The 17413-nt window shown below is 42.9% G+C and carries 15 protein-coding genes; 8 read left to right on the top strand and 7 right to left on the bottom strand.

The genetic code is table 11. The annotated features are described in order from the left end of the window. Positions 1-25: 25 nt before the first annotated feature. Complete coding sequence (locus L4C32_RS00405) at positions 26-967, top strand: DMT family transporter (RefSeq protein ID WP_428194867.1); 942 nt, start codon at positions 26-28, stop codon at positions 965-967. A 66-nt stretch (positions 968-1033) separates the two neighbouring features. Here the strand turns inward: L4C32_RS00405 and L4C32_RS00410 are convergent, their stop codons facing one another. Next, positions 1034-1870, bottom strand: a complete 837-nt coding sequence (locus tag L4C32_RS00410) for a bifunctional allantoicase/(S)-ureidoglycine aminohydrolase (RefSeq protein WP_428194868.1) — start codon at positions 1868-1870, stop codon at positions 1034-1036. A 138-nt stretch (positions 1871-2008) separates the two neighbouring features. On the opposite strand from L4C32_RS00410, the gene L4C32_RS00415 reads away from it, so the two are divergent. From L4C32_RS00415 to hemF, 4 genes are all read left to right on the top strand, one after another. Beyond that, positions 2009-2875 carry a LysR family transcriptional regulator gene (locus L4C32_RS00415; protein ID WP_428194869.1) on the top strand — a complete coding sequence of 289 codons (867 nt, stop codon included), beginning with the start codon at positions 2009-2011 and terminating at the stop codon, positions 2873-2875. Between the two features lie 186 nt (positions 2876-3061). Next, positions 3062-3913, top strand: a complete 852-nt coding sequence (locus L4C32_RS00420) for an alpha/beta hydrolase (RefSeq protein WP_428194870.1) — start codon at positions 3062-3064, stop codon at positions 3911-3913. Continuing rightward, on the top strand, positions 3910-4653 hold the full coding sequence (locus L4C32_RS00425) for a hypothetical protein (protein ID WP_428194871.1): 744 nt from the start codon (positions 3910-3912) through the stop codon (positions 4651-4653). The genes L4C32_RS00420 and L4C32_RS00425 overlap by 4 nt, the downstream gene beginning before the upstream one ends. 45 nt (positions 4654-4698) lie before the next feature. Continuing rightward, entirely contained in the window at positions 4699-5628 is a 930-nt protein-coding gene (gene hemF, locus L4C32_RS00430; RefSeq protein ID WP_428194872.1) for an oxygen-dependent coproporphyrinogen oxidase, read from the top strand. A 65-nt stretch (positions 5629-5693) separates the two neighbouring features. On the opposite strand, the gene L4C32_RS00435 is transcribed toward hemF, so the two are convergent. Then, the gene (locus tag L4C32_RS00435; protein WP_428194873.1) at positions 5694-7526 is read right to left on the bottom strand and encodes an ABC transporter ATP-binding protein; all 1833 of its coding nucleotides are present in this window, start codon (positions 7524-7526) and stop codon (positions 5694-5696) included. A gap of 613 nt (positions 7527-8139) precedes the next feature. On the opposite strand from L4C32_RS00435, the gene L4C32_RS00440 reads away from it, so the two are divergent. Beyond that, positions 8140-8493 (top strand): hypothetical protein, encoded by a 354-nt coding sequence (locus L4C32_RS00440; RefSeq protein WP_428194874.1) that lies wholly within the window; start codon positions 8140-8142, stop codon positions 8491-8493. Positions 8494-8667: 174 nt separating this feature from the next. Then, a complete protein-coding gene (locus L4C32_RS00445) occupies positions 8668-9273 on the top strand; it encodes a PEP-CTERM sorting domain-containing protein (RefSeq protein ID WP_428194875.1) in 606 nt (201 codons plus the stop codon). Positions 9274-9335: 62 nt separating this feature from the next. On the opposite strand, the gene L4C32_RS00450 is transcribed toward L4C32_RS00445, so the two are convergent. Then, complete coding sequence (locus tag L4C32_RS00450) at positions 9336-10436, bottom strand: anhydro-N-acetylmuramic acid kinase (protein ID WP_428194876.1); 1101 nt, start codon at positions 10434-10436, stop codon at positions 9336-9338. A 133-nt stretch (positions 10437-10569) separates the two neighbouring features. Between L4C32_RS00450 and nagZ the strand changes: the two genes are divergently transcribed. Next, positions 10570-11574: a beta-N-acetylhexosaminidase gene (gene nagZ, locus L4C32_RS00455; protein WP_428194877.1), complete on the top strand. Its 1005-nt coding sequence runs from the start codon at positions 10570-10572 to the stop codon at positions 11572-11574. A gap of 53 nt (positions 11575-11627) precedes the next feature. Here the strand turns inward: nagZ and L4C32_RS00460 are convergent, their stop codons facing one another. The 4 genes from L4C32_RS00460 to nirD form a co-directional block, all read right to left on the bottom strand. After that, positions 11628-13628 carry a methyl-accepting chemotaxis protein gene (locus L4C32_RS00460; RefSeq protein WP_428194878.1) on the bottom strand — a complete coding sequence of 667 codons (2001 nt, stop codon included), beginning with the start codon at positions 13626-13628 and terminating at the stop codon, positions 11628-11630. Between the two features lie 113 nt (positions 13629-13741). Continuing rightward, positions 13742-15511 carry a bifunctional protein-serine/threonine kinase/phosphatase gene (locus L4C32_RS00465; RefSeq protein ID WP_428194879.1) on the bottom strand — a complete coding sequence of 590 codons (1770 nt, stop codon included), beginning with the start codon at positions 15509-15511 and terminating at the stop codon, positions 13742-13744. Positions 15512-15527: 16 nt separating this feature from the next. Next, the gene (locus L4C32_RS00470; RefSeq protein ID WP_428194880.1) at positions 15528-17000 is read right to left on the bottom strand and encodes a NarK family nitrate/nitrite MFS transporter; all 1473 of its coding nucleotides are present in this window, start codon (positions 16998-17000) and stop codon (positions 15528-15530) included. Positions 17001-17066: 66 nt separating this feature from the next. After that, entirely contained in the window at positions 17067-17405 is a 339-nt protein-coding gene (gene nirD / locus L4C32_RS00475; protein WP_428194881.1) for a nitrite reductase small subunit NirD, read from the bottom strand. Between the last annotated feature and the right edge of the window lie 8 nt (positions 17406-17413).

Raw genomic sequence — 17413 nt, forward strand, 5'->3', positions numbered from 1 at the left:
CTACAGCCTGAATTAAGGAGCAAGTATGTCGTTCTCTATAAAACCTGTTGGATTCATGTTGGCATCCACCTGTAGCTTATCATTAACCAGCTTAATAGCTAAACTGTTAACCGGATACATGTCGACTGAGTTATTGAATCTTCTGAGATTTATTCTTCCAGCTATGTTGATGGTTTGGCTGATGATGATGACCAGCTGGGAGGTGCCAAAACGGAAAGATTTACCCGCTTTGATGATGAGAGCACTGTTTATCACACTTACTCAACTCTGCTTTATCTACGCTCTCACGACTTTATCTCTGGTTGAAACGGTGGTGCTGTTTAGCACAGGACCTATGTTTATTCCTTTGTTAGAAAAACTGATGTTTGGCACTAAGGTAAAAACAGTGACAGTTGTGGCGTTATGCTTAGCCTTTATTGGGGTCGCGATACAGGCTGGGTTAGGGGGGAGTATAGACTGGAGACCTGAATTGTTGATTGGTCTTATGGCGGGATTGGGTAATGCCTCTGCGCAAGTATGCATGTTTCGTTCAACCAAAAGCCATCTTTCAGCGCTTGGGATTAATACCTGGTGCATGTCTTTTGCCGCCATTTTGTCGATGCCACTATTTTGGTTATCATCTGGTGGTGCCGGTTTATCAGAGCTAAGCTCACTGCTTCATCAAGAGTTTACTTGGGTTGTATTACTCTCACTATTCTGTATCTCAATTACAGCGATCAGTACTCAAATCTTCAGAGTGAAAGCGTATAAATTGGTTGAGTCTGGCGCTATGTTGTCGCCATTGATTTTTACCAATCTTCTATTTGTCTTTTTGTGGCAACAGCTGTTCTTTAATGAGGTATTAGAAGCGCAGAAAGTGTTTGGGTTAGGTTTGATTATCATTGCAACTCTACTCAATACGTTCGGCGGTGTCATTGAGAAGAAGTGGGCTCAAGCCATGTTGAAAAAAGACAAAGCAGTTTGTTGATATAGTCATCGGAAGATGAAATAAAAACACCACTCGTAATGAGTGGTGTTATTTTTTTCCTTAAAATCAGTTCTTTGGACGAATAAATGGCATGTGGCGATTCACATCTTTATACAGAAGGTAACGGAATGGTCCAGGGCCTCCGGCATAACATGATTGTGGGCAGAACGCGCGCAACCACATAAAGTCGCCGGCCTCAACTTCTACCCAATCTTGGTTTAAGTGATAGACGGCTTTGCCCTCTAAGACGTACAGTCCATGCTCCATTACGTGGGTTTCATCAAAAGGAATAACTGTACCTGGTTGAAAGGTGACAATATTAACATGCATATCGTGGCGCATATCCGTTGGGTCAGCGAAGCGTGTCGTGGCCCAACCGTCATTGGTATCGGGCATTGAAATCGGGTCGAGATCATTCTCATTAGTGACAAAAGCTTCAGGAACTTCTAAACCATCTACAAATTGATACGCTTTGCGAACCCAATGAAAACGCGTGGCTTGTTGGCTGTTGTTATGTACGGTCCAATGACAACCGGGTGGAATAAAGGCATAGCCTCCTTCGGTCATATGGTGGGCTTGTCCCTCAATCGTTATATCCATTTCACCCGCAACGACAAAGAGCACGCCTTCTGCATTAGGATCCAGCTCTGGTTTGTCTGATCCGCCTTCCGGTTCCAACTCAACAATGTATTGAGAAAACGTTTCCGAAAATCCACTTAATGGGCGAGCAATCACCCACATACGCATGTTTTGCCAAAAAGGCAGGAAGCTGGTGACAATATCGGTCATTACACGCTTAGGGATAATCGCGTATGCGTCGGTAAGCACCGCACGATCTGAAAGCAATTGCGTTTGAGGCGGCAGTCCGCCTTGAGGTGAGTAGTAGCTGTGTTTACCTGCCATATCTTGTGATCCTTCTTTTCGATAGGGAGTGCATTGTTTATAAATTCTTATGTAGCCAGTATGTACTAATTATTAATGATTGATAAATTAAATAATTAAATTATTATCAGTGGATATTCCACTAGTTAAGGCGATGGCATGCAACACACCTTAGATCCCGTTTTATTGCGCAGTTTGGTCGCCGTTATTGATACGGGCAGTTTCACTCGCGCAGCAGAGAGCACTCACTTAACTCAATCGACCATTAGCCAGCAAATACGTAAATTAGAAGCACAATTAGGCTGTGAATTGTTGCTACGAAAAAAACGCTACACCACGGCAACGGTTGAAGGCGAGCGTATTGTGACTTACGCGCGTCGCATTTTAGCCATGATGGAAGATGCCATCGAACAGACGGTATTAAGCGCTGAGCAGAGGCCTATTCGTCTAGGGGTACCTGAGGACTTTGCCACTCATGAGTTAATGCCGACTTTAAACCGCTTTGCCAAGACCTTCCCAGATGTGCGTTTAGAGGTAAAAAGTGGAATGTGCAGTGATATCTGGTCTCAGTTTGAAAACAGTGGTTTGGATTTAGCGCTGGTAAAACATCGTTTAGGCAGCGCACAAGGCGTAGAGAGTTGGCCGGAACCGCTGTGTTGGATTGATGGTAAACAGAGTGACAGTTTACTCCAAAGCACTATTCCATTAGTTGGGTTACCCAGTACGGGTTTATATCGAAGTGAAATGGCGCATGCCTTTGATCTACTCGGTAAGAACTGGAGGATGGCATACATTACCACCAGCCTATTAGGGGTGAGCTGTGCAGTGGAGGCTGGGATGGGGATATCACTACTGCCGGAGCGATTAGTGAGCCAAGCCCATCGAGTATTAGGGGATAATGAGGGTTTACCTAAGGTGGCACCACTTGAGTTGATACTGCATCTAGGTCAGCAACAATCGAATCAAACTAAAATATTGGCGGAGTACCTCACCGAAACGTGTAATAAGATCTTTAAGCAGGTCTAAATAGAACGTGATAAACGCTTCTTTTTGATACTCAATTAACTATTGGCATATGCAAACCATGTTGCAATTTCCGCCGATTCAATTGTGGTTACATGAGGCGTTAGCTGAGACAGATGTGACAGCGTAAAGTTTATGCTAACCTGTTCGTCTGACAATGAGGTCGGATGAGAGTAAAGCAGGTTCACCATGAGTGATAAAATCTATTTTAGCAAAGCAGGAAAATTCAGTGTGAGACGCACATTGATCAACGTAGGCACGCGATTGCACCACACTATAGCGCCTAAGCATGCTAAAAAGGTGGCTCGTAAAATTCTGCTTACCCCTGTGCGTACTAAACCGAAAAATAGTCAGCCTCAAGGTTTGATAGAGGGGGCTTTATCGACCAGTGAAGGGATGATTAAAACTTATCAATTGGGCTCTGGACCAGTATGGATTTTCAGCCATGGTTGGTCTGGCACCTCCAGTCAATTTTATCCGTTAATGGAGCACGTTGCTCAACGGGGCTTTACCGCTCTTGCCTATGATCACCCAGGACACGGTGCCAGTGAAGGGAAATATGGTCATATTCCAGGTTTTGTGAATGTGTTGGATGAGCTGCTTGATAGCGTCGATGATATTGCTGGCGTGGTTGCACACAGTATGGGCACGGCTTCGCTGTTAGAGTGTCGTCATAACAAACTGGAAAGTGTTCCTTTTCTGCTGGTTGCTCCGGTTTTAAACTATACCGAAAATCTATTTCATAGCGTGATTAAATCGGGTTATTCGGTAAAACTGTTTCAAGAGGTTGTCGGAGAGATTGAGCATCGATATCAATACCCGATTGAAACTATTAATCCCTATCAGCGTTTACAACAGAAAGAGAAACCGACCACCATAGTGCATGATCCTGATGATAAGTTCTCACCCTATTTAGTCTCAGATAAAGCGGCGCAAGAAGGTGATAGAGTCGTATTAGTGACCACAAATGGGCAGGGGCATGGGCGTGTGATGCAGTGCAGCGAAACGTTACAAGCATTTGATGCACTGTTGGAACGTTGATCGTTACACACTCTATGACCCTATTGATCGCGGTTGCCGTATTGGTTGTGTTACTTATTGTTTTGCAGTGGATGAAAAGAGGGACACTGAATCAATTGCAACGGTTTGGTACACCGCGATTGATCTATCTATCGGCCTTTATCGGTGTCCCTATCCATGAGCTGAGCCACGCCTTTTTTTGCCTGGTATTTGGACATAAAATCACGTCTATATCGCTGTTGCAATTTGATGGCACCGATACTTTAGGTTATGTAGGTCATCGCTACAATTCGCGCAATCTCTATCATCAATGTGGTCGGTTTTTTATCGGCATCGCTCCGGTTGTTGGAGGGTTGTCTTCGGTACTAATACTGACTGTTTTTCTTTTTCCCTCCATTGATACGAGCCAGCTTTTAAAACCGCCTCTTCTTTATGACACGCGAGCCATGAGCGATATGTTGTCGTTTCATCAGCAAATGTGGCAACAAGATCATCTGAAGTATGCTATATGGTTATTTGCAACAGCATCGATATTGTCACACATTACTCCGTCAAAATCAGATTTGGAAGGCGCTACTTATGGGGCTCTCTTCATTACGATAATCACGGCAGGCATATATGGGTTGAACAGTGAATGGCTATCTTGGTCTGCGCATGTTGTGTGGGGGGCATTGTCTATTCTGATATCGTGTTTTTTGGCGGTCGTGTTGTTGCATGTCGCTCTTCTGATGATTGGACGGCTTGTTTCAATCGTTCGATAGTGTCAGGATAATATACAGTTGCGTAATCATAGAGCAGGAAGTGAAATGAATAACCAAAACATTGATGATGTAAAAGCGTTTTTGTTGGATCTACAAGATAGAATCTGCGCGGCCTTGGAGCAACAGGATGGAGGAAAGTTTGTCGAAGACTCTTGGACCAGTGAGATGGGAACTGGACGCACGAGAGTGATTGCGGACTCAACAGTCATTGAAAAAGGCGGTGTGAACTTCTCTCATGTTAAAGGAGTAAACTTACCAGCGGCGGCGTCTAGTAAGCGACCTGAGTTAGCAGGTTGCAGTTTTCAAGCCATGGGTGTCTCTTTGGTTATTCATCCACATAACCCTTATGTACCGACTACCCATGCGAATGTACGGTTTTTTGTTGCTCATAAAGAGGGGCAGCCAGATGTCTGGTGGTTTGGTGGTGGTTTTGATTTAACGCCTTATTATGCCTTTGAAGAGGATGTTATCTATTGGCATCAAACGGGTAAAGATCTTTGCCAGCCATTTGGAGACAAAGTCTTTTCAGCATACAAAAGTTGGTGTGATGACTACTTTTATCTTAAGCACCGTAATGAACCAAGAGGGGTCGGCGGTCTGTTTTTTGATGATCTTAATGAGTGGTTTGATGATGAAGGCGAGATGGAACTGAATTTTGATAAATCGTTTGAGTTCATGAAATCGGTGGGGGATAACTTTATTACTGCTTATTGCCCTATTTTGGAAAAACGCAAAGAGACTGAATACGGTGAGCGTGAGCGGAAATTTCAATGTTATCGTCGCGGCCGCTATGTTGAGTTTAACCTCGTATTCGATAGAGGAACTATTTTTGGGCTGCAAAGTGGGGGACGAACGGAGTCCATATTGATGTCACTGCCGCCAGTGACCCACTGGGATTATAACTACCAACCCGAGCCGGGATCAGAAGAGGATAAACTTTACACCGATTTCTTAATTGTTAAAGAGTGGGTGTAAGGGGCAGTAAAATTAAAAATTAAAAGTTAAAAGTGGCGAGCTCTGTTCGCCACTTTTTGGTGCTGTTATTGTGGTTCGCTCAAGAACCCCCCAGTTTGGTGGCTCCAAAGTTGAGCGTAAATACCACCACTTTGGATCAGTTCTTGATGTGTACCTTGTTCGATCACCTGTCCTTGGTCTAAGACGATGAGTCGATCCATTGCTGCAATAGTTGAGAGACGGTGTGCGATGGCAATGACCGTTTTCCCTTCCATTAATTGATTTAAGCTCTCTTGAATAGCCGCTTCAACCTCTGAGTCCAATGCTGATGTTGCTTCATCGAGGATCAGAAGAGGTGCATCTTTTAAAAGCACCCGCGAGATGGCGATACGTTGACGTTGCCCACCGGATAATTTGACCCCACGTTCACCTACTTGAGCATCATACGCTTTGTTTCCAAAGGAGTCGGTTAACGTTTCGATGAACTCATGTGCTTGAGCTTGTTTGGTGGCGGCGAGTAGATCTTCATCTGAAGCATCGGGTCTGCCATATTTAATATTCTCGCTGATGGAGCGGTGCAGCAGTGATGTATCTTGGCTGACCATTCCGATCTGACTTCGCAGTGACTCTTGAGTCACCTCCGTGATATTATGGCCATCGATGGTGATATGACCAGACTCCACATCATGAAAGCGCAATAACAAATTAACTAACGTTGACTTCCCGGCACCTGAACGACCCACTAAACCAACTTTTTCGCCGGGTTTAATCTCTAAGTTCAGTTTCTCAATCACCCCTTTGTTTTCACCATAATGGAAGCTGACATCTTCAAATTTTATGGCACCTTGAGTCACTTTAAGGTCAGGCGCATCTTCTTTATCGGTGATGTCGACAGGTTTTGATAGTGTTTTCATACCATCAACCACCGTTCCTATATTTTCAAATAGTGCACTGATCTCCCACATGATCCAATGGGACATGCCATTAATACGCAGCGCTAAGCTCACCGCAATTGCAATCGCCCCCACAGTAATGGCTGAGTCGATCCATAACCAGATGGAGAGGCCTGCAATGGCAAACACCAGCAGGTAGTTAATGATTTCAACGCAGATATTAATACCGGTCACTAGCCTCATTTGACGATGCACCGTATCAAGAAAACCCTCCATACCCTCTTCGGCATACTCGGTTTCTCTTTGACTATGAGAAAAGAGCTTTACCGTTGAAATATTGGTGTAGCTATCGACAATGCGTCCTGTCATCGTGGAACGTGCATCAGCCTGCTCAGCAGACACTTTTTTCAGTTTTGGTACGAAATATAATTGGATCGAAACATAAGCGATAAACCACAACAGAAGCGGAATCATCAAGCGACTGTCCGCTTGACCTATCATCACCACCATGGCGGTGAAATAGACGGAGACATAAACCAGAACATCGAGCAGTTTCATGATGGTTTCACGCACCGCTAAAGACGTTTGCATTACTTTTGTCGCAATTCGACCAGCAAAATCATCTTGATAGAAGGAGACACTCTGTTTTAGTAGGTATCGATGGGCATTCCAACGAATGGACATCGGGTAGTTGCCTAATAAGGTTTGGTGGGTTAAAAGAGAGTGAACCAGTATAAGTATTGGTACACCTAACAGTACCACGCCACCCATTAGCAGTAGGTTGTCCCCTTCTTGAGCCAGAAACGTCTCTTTTTCATGGGTAGAGAGCCAGTCGACTAATTGCCCCATGAAACCAAACAGAGAGACTTCAATAACGGCGATGATCGCGCTGAGTATCGACATACCAATAAGTGGTACTTTAAACCCTTTTGTATAGTGCAAACAGAAGGCGAATATACCTTGAGGTGGCTGTTGTGGCTCTTCATTAGGAAAAGCGTTGGTGAGTTTTTCAAAAAATTTGAGCATGTGAGTCTACCCTAGAAAATGAAACAGTTAGCAAAAAAGTCGAAATAAACAAGGCTTATAATGTGAGCGGCGGCTCTGTTTGGTGTGGCAATAAGAATGAGGAGTTATTTCATTCTCGAGAAAACTCTTATACAATGAATTTACGTATGCAGCTATTGTTATATTATAAGTTATAGATTTATAAGACAATCTATAGTTGCAATCAATAGATAATAACCAGTTTATTATAATAAGAACGGGCCACGCTTTTCACTTAGGCAGCCCTGATCCACAGCGTCAAGAGCTCATTATTGGTTTGGTCGCCGATCTAATGAGTGTTCAGCGCTACAATATCGTTTGGCGTTACGCATAGCTGGCTTACTGATTGCTTTAGGAATCAATAAGTTTTTTGTAACAAGGTTCTTTGGAACTCAGACCCAGAGCAGATGCTCTGGGTTTTTTATTACCAAAATAAACCGCAATATTCCATTAATATGACAGCGTGTGGTCAATCTTTGGTGAAACAGTGCCATTACTGGTGGTAGCCCCAGTTTTTCTACATTAAGGAGTGGGTGGATGACTGGAGTGAGTTAGTCTTAATGGTAATGGACATAAATTGATCGACTGAGTAGATATGAACAGAGAGCTAGAAGAGCAGGTCAAAGATTTTATTACGATGAATAAAAATGGTGAAATTTTAAACCTTTGCCAAAAACACTATGCTGAGAATGTGTTGATGTACAGCAATGGTGTTATTTTTGCTTCGTCCAAGGAAGAAGCATATAACAAGCAGAAAGTCTTTGTTGATGATATTAAAAGCTACAACATCACTTTCGTATCTAAAAGTATTAATGATAATGTATCCGTTTTGATTTTTCGCTATAAAATGGTGACGAATAATTTCAAGAAGATCGATTTTATGGGCAAGCACACTTTGACTTGGCGAGAAGGTAAAATTGCTGAAGAACTTTTTGAAACACTTTCTTAATTATCATAGTCTTTCTAAAAATTGAGTCATTCGTGTCAGATTTCTTTACAACTCAAAACGCTCACTACTAATGATAGTGCTAACTCATTGTAATAACTTAAAATATTTTCATGGCACATTGATTGCATATACTGAGTTGATTATATTTTAACTTGAGATAGATAGGGACAATTTATGAAGTCTAAGTTTTTAGGACTTGTAGCAACATGTGTATTAGCGTTGAGTGCGCAGGTCAGTGCAACACCACTTTTGACAGGTGATGTACTAGAAAGTGATAGTTATGCAAAAATAGATTACTACTCGTTATCAAATCTATCGACTGGTGGAGAAAAAATTGACAGTATCTCTATGGATCTATCTTCAGCAAATTTGTTTTTTGATACACTAAATGTATTACCTGGAGTTTACAAATATCCACTTGTTACTATTGATCGATTCTTAACTGGTCATCATTTCCCAACTAGCACTTCACTTGATGGAGAAAGTGTATTGACTATCAGTTTTGACCACTTTGATGCGGGTGAAACATTTACATTTGGTGTAGATACCGATTTCTTTGGCTTAAATGAACAAAATGATCGTGTTTATGGTGCTGATTATATTGGCTCATTACTAACGGTCAATTTTTCTGATGGAACTACTCTATGGGGAAAATATGAGGAAACAACTCGTATAGGTAAAGGCGCTGAAGTTACCGCTGTTCCAGAGCCTAGCTCGTTAGCAGTTATTGGTCTTGGCTTGATTGGTTTTGCTTTCTCTAGAAGACAGAAACGCAAATAAGCCGGCATTAATTGAAGAAAAGGCCAGCACGAATGTGCTGGCCTTTTTTATGGGTGGCGGTTTTAAGCGCGGTAGATAACACCAAGGCTGACTGCTTTGGATGCTCCTGTTACTTCGGGAACATTACTGGGAAGTTGATGAATCGCTTGGTGGGCCAACCAACCAAAAGCCATGGCTTCCATGTAATCGGTATTCACGCCATACTCTTGAGTGGTTGTGACCTGCCATAGTGGTAAAAGGTCGGATAAACGTTGGTGAAGTAGCGGGTTTTTTGCCCCTCCTCCACATAACAGCAGTGTTGGTTGCTCTCCTTGCGCGTAGCCACTGACTTCATTGGCAATGGTTATCGCGCTGAATTCGAGCAGTGTAGCTTGAATATCTTGTGCCGATAAAGTGAAGCCTTTGATCATCAGCTCTAGCCATTCGATATTAAATAGCTCGCGCCCAGTGCTTTTTGGTGCAGAGCGATGCAAATAGGGTTCTTGCAGTAAATGCTGTAATAATGATATATCCACGTTTCCTGATTTTGCCCATTGAGCATTTTTATCATAGCTTTGATTTTGATTCTTTGAGATCCACAAATCCATCAGAACGTTGCCAGGCCCAGTATCGTAACCCAATACAGGGTGACCTTTTCTCAATACAGAGAGATTCGCCATGCCACCTATATTGAGCACAACACAACTGGAGTCTTGTTGGCCAAATAAAGTGCGGTGAAAAGCAGGAACCAGAGGAGCCCCTTGTCCCCCATAGGCCATATCTTTACGCCTAAAATCGGCTATGGTGGTGATTTGGGTGCGAGCTGCGATAATGTTTGCATCACCTAATTGCATGGTGAAAGGGCAGAGGCTATCCGGTGAGTGAAATACCGTTTGGCCATGACTACCAATAGCAGTAATACTGCTGACATCGATAGTAAAACGTTGTATTAACTGCAAAACGGCATCAGCAAACAGGTAGCCAAGTCGGTTGTCTAACTCACCGATAGCAGACAATGTAGTGGCTTGGCCAGTGCATACATTGAGTAGCTGCTGTTTAATCTCTGACGGCATTGGATAGTCGTCACTATGTAGCAGTGATATCTGTTGCCCGTCTGTTTCAATGAGTACGGTATCGATACCATCCATACTGGTGCCAGACATAATTCCAATATAACGTTGCATCACTTTTCTCTGAACTATTGTTTTGCTTATATTGCCATTTATTATCATAAAACGCTGTTTTTTCTATGCATGGATGTTAAATCTTGCGGCTAAATGGTAATTTGACCCAAAGCAAAATCAATTGGAGTTAACGATGGGTCCGTTGTGGTTAGATGTAGACAGTTATGAGTTAGATGCGCAAGAGCGCGAGATGTTAGAACACCCAACCGCTGGCGGGGTGATTCTGTTTGCCCGCAATTTTCATGACAGCAAACAACTAGCGGCTTTAACGGCAGCGATACGAAAAGCGGCCAAACGACCAATTTTGATTGGGGTTGATCAAGAAGGTGGGCGTGTACAACGTTTCAGAGATGAGTTCACGATTATTCCGCCCGCGCAGTCTTATGCAATGTGTAATGATGGTAAAGATATGGCGACAACGGCGGGCTGGTTACTGGCTGCTGAATTAATCGCTCATGATATTGATTTAACGTTTGCTCCGGTTCTTGATAGTGGCTTCGATTGTAAAGCGATAGGGAGCCGCGCGTTTGGTGAGACGATGCAAGAAGTCATCACCTATAGTGCGGCATTCATGCAAGGGATGAAGCAAGCGGGCATGGCGACAACAGGTAAACATTTTCCAGGGCATGGAGGGGTGATTGCGGATTCGCATCTCGAAACCCCTTATGATGAGCGTGACTCGATATTTGAGTTAGACATGGCAATATTTAAAGCTCAGATTGATGCAGGGCTGCTTGATGCAATGATGCCTGCCCATGTGATTTACCCTCACTATGATGATTGTCCGGCAAGTGGTTCGAGTTATTGGTTAAAACAGATTTTACGTCAGCAGTTGGGTTTTCAAGGCATTATCTTTTCTGATGATCTTAATATGGAAGGGGCAACGATCATGGGGTCTCCGACAGAACGTTCAGTCCAGGCACTTGAAGCAGGCTGTGATATGTTGTTGTTGTGTAATAACCGAGCCTCAAGTGAACAGGTATTGGATAATTTGTCCGTGAGCATCGTACCTAAAGCTGCCGCATTGGTGAAGCGAGACAGTTACAATTACCTCAATTTAACATCATCAACGCAGTGGAAAACAGCAGCAGAAAAAATACTACGATTTAACGAGCATTGGCAAAATAGAGTGGGGTAAAACAACCCATAACTTAGAGACTAATGGCCTATCTATGAGAGAGGCCATTTTTTTTATACAGGTAGAGTGAATTGACTGATCTGTTGATTTAATTCAATCATACGTCGTTGTACTAACGCGATCTCGTCATTCATCGAGGTGATTAATTGATTGGTATCGTTCATCTGGACGGTTAAGTTTTCAAGGTCTGAGTTAACAGAGTTTGCGGTTTCTGATTGCTCGAACGTTGCGGCAGCAATACTGGTATTGAATTGTGAGATTTCATCAACGGCACTGTTTAATGAGTCGATATATTCAATCGCATCTGAAACCGAGTTTTTAGTTTGATCACTGATACCTCGACTCTCTTGCATATGTTCAAAAGAGGCTTTGGCATTAGATTGAATGCCACTGAGCAGTATCCTTATATCTTCAGAGGCTTGTTGGCTTCGCTGAGCTAATTGTCGGACTTCGTCTGCAACCACAGCAAAACCACGACCTTGATCCCCAGCTCGAGCGGCTTCAATCGCAGCGTTAAGGGCGAGTAAGTTTGTCTGCTCTGAGACGGCAGTAATGGTATCTAGGATCGAGGAAACATTGAGGGTTTGGCGGTCAAGCTCAGAAACTTGGGTGAAAGTCTCTTCGATACTCGTATGCAGCTTAATAGTTGCTTCGGCTGATGAGTGAGATTGCTGCAGACAATCTTGGGCGTTGGACCCTGCTGTTTCGGTTGAAGTTTGTGCTTGGTTAGTCACCCCTGATATTTCTGCGCTGGTTTGCGCCATCTCAGTCATCGCGGTGGCAATACTGTCACAGCGAGAGTAACTCTCTGTAGAGGCCTGAAAAGCTTTGTTCATTAATTGGGTCAGCTCAACCAGTTCAGCTTGAGTTTGGGTTGCTGCCTTAACTGCAGAAGCGAGAGGGTTAGCCATGCTCTCGATTAAATGGTCAACATGCTTGGCAATCTCACTAAATTCATCATTGTTATTATCCGACAGCGTTAATGAGAGATCTTTTGTGGATGCAATCTTTTCAATATCAATACTAAAGAGTTTGACTCGACGATTGATGCCTCGAACACTCAATATCGAAATAATCACGATGGGAACCATAAGGAACAGAGCAATAGCCACATAGAGATAGATAGTCTGTTTTGCTTTAGCCATCGTTTGTATAGACTGTGAGGTAATCTGTAGAGATAACGCATCACTGATTGATTTTATTTGTCCAATTCGTTTGGTTGCTAATGGAAACCATTGTGATGATTCAGGGCCTTTGATCGAGCCTAAACTCTGTTTTTGTTGTAAAAAATCACTTTGAATCTGTTCAACCAGTTTCCAATCTTCTGATGACGAGGCACGTTTCAGCGATTGAATACTTGTTGGGTTAAGTGTTAGTTTCGCTTGTCTAAGTGCCATTTTTTCAGAGTTTATATAGCTATTGATATTTGTATAACTCTCAAGAGACGCTTTTTTGCCAGCAAAGACTCCATTAAGAGCCCCCCTAGCTTTCCCGGCTTCCTCTTTCATTTGTAACAGTGAGTGTAATCCTTGCATGTCTCGCTTTAGCTGCTTTGAGTTAGTTTGAGAGAGAAGAATATTAATGCTGTCTAAAGAGAGCTGATTAAGGTGAGTGTAAAATTGAAATGGGGAGAGCGCGGGTTTAAGCGAGTCAACCTGTTGGCGTATTGTGTCTTTTGATTTAAGTTGTTGTTTTATATCGATAATGAGGGTTGCGATTAACGTTGAATCAAGGTGCTCGGCACTAAATGATAAAAGGGCTTGTTGGGCACTGTCAGCTTTTTCTCTTTGAGCGATAAGTTTGCTGTTGCCATTTTTCCCTTTTGTTGCCAGGAATCCTGCGGTTAACCCTCTTTCTACCGCAAAATTATGGGCGACATGATCCAGTAACGAAAATAGAGTGACCGCTTCTTGCGAGCTAAACGTATCGTCATACTCACTTTTTACTTGGTCAAGTAAGGTACTTAAAAAGAGTGCTGCTAACAGTATGGGAACGGTAGCAATGATACTCAGCCTTGAGCGAATGCTATTAAATGTCGGAAAAGTAAAATTCATGAGCACCACTGTTTCAATTATGATAATTTTTTGTTAAGTCTATTATGGGCATCAAGTCACTTTATTACAATATGCATATAAAATGCATGGGTACTTATTAATTGATTCTTTTGTTATAAATTGAAAATAATATAGAACTCAACCAGAGCCATAAAGACAAAAAATAGAGTAATGTACTGCCAAAATCGTACTGGGTTACGACTAATCAGTGGACCACTTTCACCTTCAGTAATTAATGAATTATTGGGGGTGTAGAGGTCTGCGATAAACTCACTCTTAGCTTCATACCTTCGCTGGGGCAAAGGATGACAAGCTTTCCTCAGGGTGGAGTCTATCCAGAGAGGGAGATCATTTCGGTAGGTTATCGCAGAGCGGTATTTCCATTTTATATGACGTGCTTGGGTTATGGATTGGGTAGTTAATGTTTTATAAGGTAGCTCTCCAGTGAGCATTTCATAGGTGATGACAGCGACTGAAAACAGATCCGATCTGGTACTTGCTTGTTCACCATGTAAATATTCTGGTGCAATGTAGTTCACTGCACCAAGAGGATTATGTTGGTTTAATGGTGAGCGGATTTCATCAATACCATCAATCTGAACCGTTCCGAAATCGATTATTTTAATGTGGTTGTCCTGCGTGATCATGATATTTTCAGGCTTTAAATCTCGATGAACCATCCCAGCGCGTTGAAATACTCTAACCGCGATCAATATGTTTTTGACGATATCTCGGACTCTTTCTAACGAAGGCGCTGGATTATCGTACATCCACTGTCTCAATGTGTACCCATCAATGGCCTCACAAACATGATAGAGAAAATGGCTATTTTCAGGGCGGGGGAATACGTTCATTATCGCGCGATGTTTGAGCTTTCTTCCTACCCACTGCTCTTTGGCAAACCCTTCTAAATAGGCGATATCCTCGCTAAAATTTAAGGAGGGGACTTTTAACACATAGTCCTGTTTATCATGCTGATTGGTTGCTAAATAGATGTGGCTACGTGGGCCGCTGTATAACACTTTGGTAATGGTGTAGTGGTCAAGTTCATTGCCAACTCCCAAAGCTGGAGGAATGGTAAACTGAGTCAATTGTTTAAAAAGTGCAGTGACATCTTCTTGTGGAACGTGATCAATATAGATTGCTAAAGCACTAAGATTATCGTTGCTGCCAGCAGTGATAGCCTTGTCTGCCAGCTGTTGTGTTGATGCTTCTAATTGTGCGCTATTCAATTTACCTAAGTGTGTTAATGGTAGGAGTGATTGAGTGAGTTCCGAATGGCTTAACCAGTCATGAATACCGTCACTTGTGAGTAAAAAGAGATCGCCTTTTTGCAGATCCTCTTTTTGATAATCGATGTCGAGATTAATATCCATGCCAAGGGCTCGAACTAAGAAGTGGCGCTTGCCATATTGTCCTTGAATATGATCACGCGTCAGCTGTGTTAATTCACCGTCACGAAGACGATATATTCGGCTATCACCCACATGAAAGAGGTAAGCGGCAGTGGATTTGAAAATAACTGAGCTGAACGTAGTCACTGAACCATTATGTCGCAGATCCTGTTGACTGCCATGCTGATAGAGCCAGCGATTGAGCGAGTGTAGAACTTGTCCTGCAGATTTTTTTACACTCCAGCTATCTGGGGTACAATAATAGTCTTGAACAAACTCGGTCACACTGGTGTGGCTAGCTTGTTGGGCGTTACTGCTGCAACTTACACCATCAGCAATACAAGCGACGATGCCTTTATATTTGAGCTCTGAAGCAAGTGTTGGATTTTTACTCGAAAATGCATCTTGATTACTCTCTCTTATTCCTGCCTCAGAGTATCCCCCCACTTTAACCATCAGGTTATCACTTGCTTCAGTTGTCATTGTCATTTGCTTCCCTGTCAGGTTACTGGTTTGCCACATCAATCAAGGTGACGCTACCATCTTCGTTCACCTCTGCCATCTGCCCTTGAGGCTCTTCCATTAAGATTAGGGTAGCAAAACCTACTAATGCAGTAGCTGCGATCACATAGAAAAAGGTTTGATAACTGACGAATGACAACACGGTGAGATAAACCACTGCCCCCACGTTGCCATATGCACCTGTCATCCCCGCGATTTGGCCTGTCATACGACGTTTGATTAACGGGACCGTAGCAAAGACTGCTCCTTCTCCTGCTTGTACGAAAAAGGAACAGATCATTGCGGCAGCAACCGCAAGCCATAACGTCCACTCTGTGGTTATTTGTGCCATGAGCAGATAACCCAGAGCCAAACCTGCCGTTAAAATAAGCAGAGTTGGTTTGCGGCCAAACTTATCAGAAATCCAGCCCCCTCCTGGTCGAGAAATAAGGTTCATAAAGGCGTAAGATGCAGCGACCATTCCCGCTACCACAGGGGTTAATGCAAATGTTTCTGAAAAGAAGAGAGGCAACATAGAGACCACCGCCAACTCAGAGCCAAAGGTGGCAAAATAGAGCACATTTAGAACAGCAACTTGTTTGAACTTATATTGGTGAATTTCTGCCACTGGCTGATTAAATATGGATTTATTCACCTTCCATACTTGTGAAAACTCGTACAGGTAAAGAACGACTAAACTGGCATAAATAGAGTAGGTTGCCACGGCAGAAATCATCGCGATATTTGATGGAGAAAGCTTCCAAGCAAGAAGAGCAAGCGCTGCATACATTGGTACTTTCATAATGAGCAGTAAACAGAAATCGCTTTTTGACGTCACTTCCATAGCGGTGAGATTAGCGGGTCTAAAGTAGGTAGAGCCCTTCGGTGTATCGGAAACATTAAAATAGAAGATCACTCCAAAAAGTAAGCTAAACAGACCTGTTAATGCCATTGCGTATCGCCAACCGTCTTCACCTCCAAATAGCAAAGCAACGGTTGGAAGCGTGAATGCTGCTGCCGCTGAGCCAAAGTTACCCCATCCACCATAGATACCTTCTGCCGTACCAAGTTCATTGTGTGGAAACCATTCTGATACAAGTCGAATACCGATGACAAAGCCAGCGCCAATAAAACCAAGGGCAAAACGTGCAATGGCAGCTTGAATGAAGCTTTCAGAAAAGGCGAAAACAAAACAAGGGATCGAGCAAAAAATTAATAGTGCCGAATAAACTAGCTTTGGGCCAAATTTATCGGTGAGTGATCCCACGATGACTCGGGCAGGGATGGTGATAGCAACGTTAAGAATCAGTAAGGTTTTTACTTGTTCTGTGGTCAGTCCTAGCGTCTCTTTTACCGCTTGAAGTAATGGTGCAAAATTGAACCACACCATAAAGGTGATAAAAAATGCCATCCAACTGAGGTGAAGAATCTTCATTTTGCCGGTAAAAGCAAAAAGATTGAATGAGGGTGTACTCATGAGAATTTCCTTAAAATCGAATTTATAATTCACCGTGTCGCAGTGAATGCCACTGTTTGCACGTGTTTAGATAGATGAAGCCTCTCTAAGCTGAACCATATCGTTGCTGACACGTACTAAATAGGTTTTTAAACGGTGTTCTGGATTTTCAAGACAGAGACCAGTTTCTAGGTGGAAATGCTGCTTATACAGTGGTGAAGAGACATAGAGATCACTCTCTATAGAGCCCATCATGCCTCTGGATATAACATTGGCATCCCCAATAGGATCATAATTGGATACGGCGTAGAGGCTCTGTTGTCGTTGGCAGAAAAAAATTGCAACTTGTTGTTGATTGAATTGTGCGCAAATTCCCGTGTTGGGTGTAAGGTGACTTTGCTTACAAATGTCAGTCCATTGGCTCATAATATTCC

The organism is Aliivibrio kagoshimensis, assembly GCF_050337105.1.
GTDB lineage: Bacteria > Pseudomonadota > Gammaproteobacteria > Enterobacterales > Vibrionaceae > Aliivibrio_A > Aliivibrio_A kagoshimensis.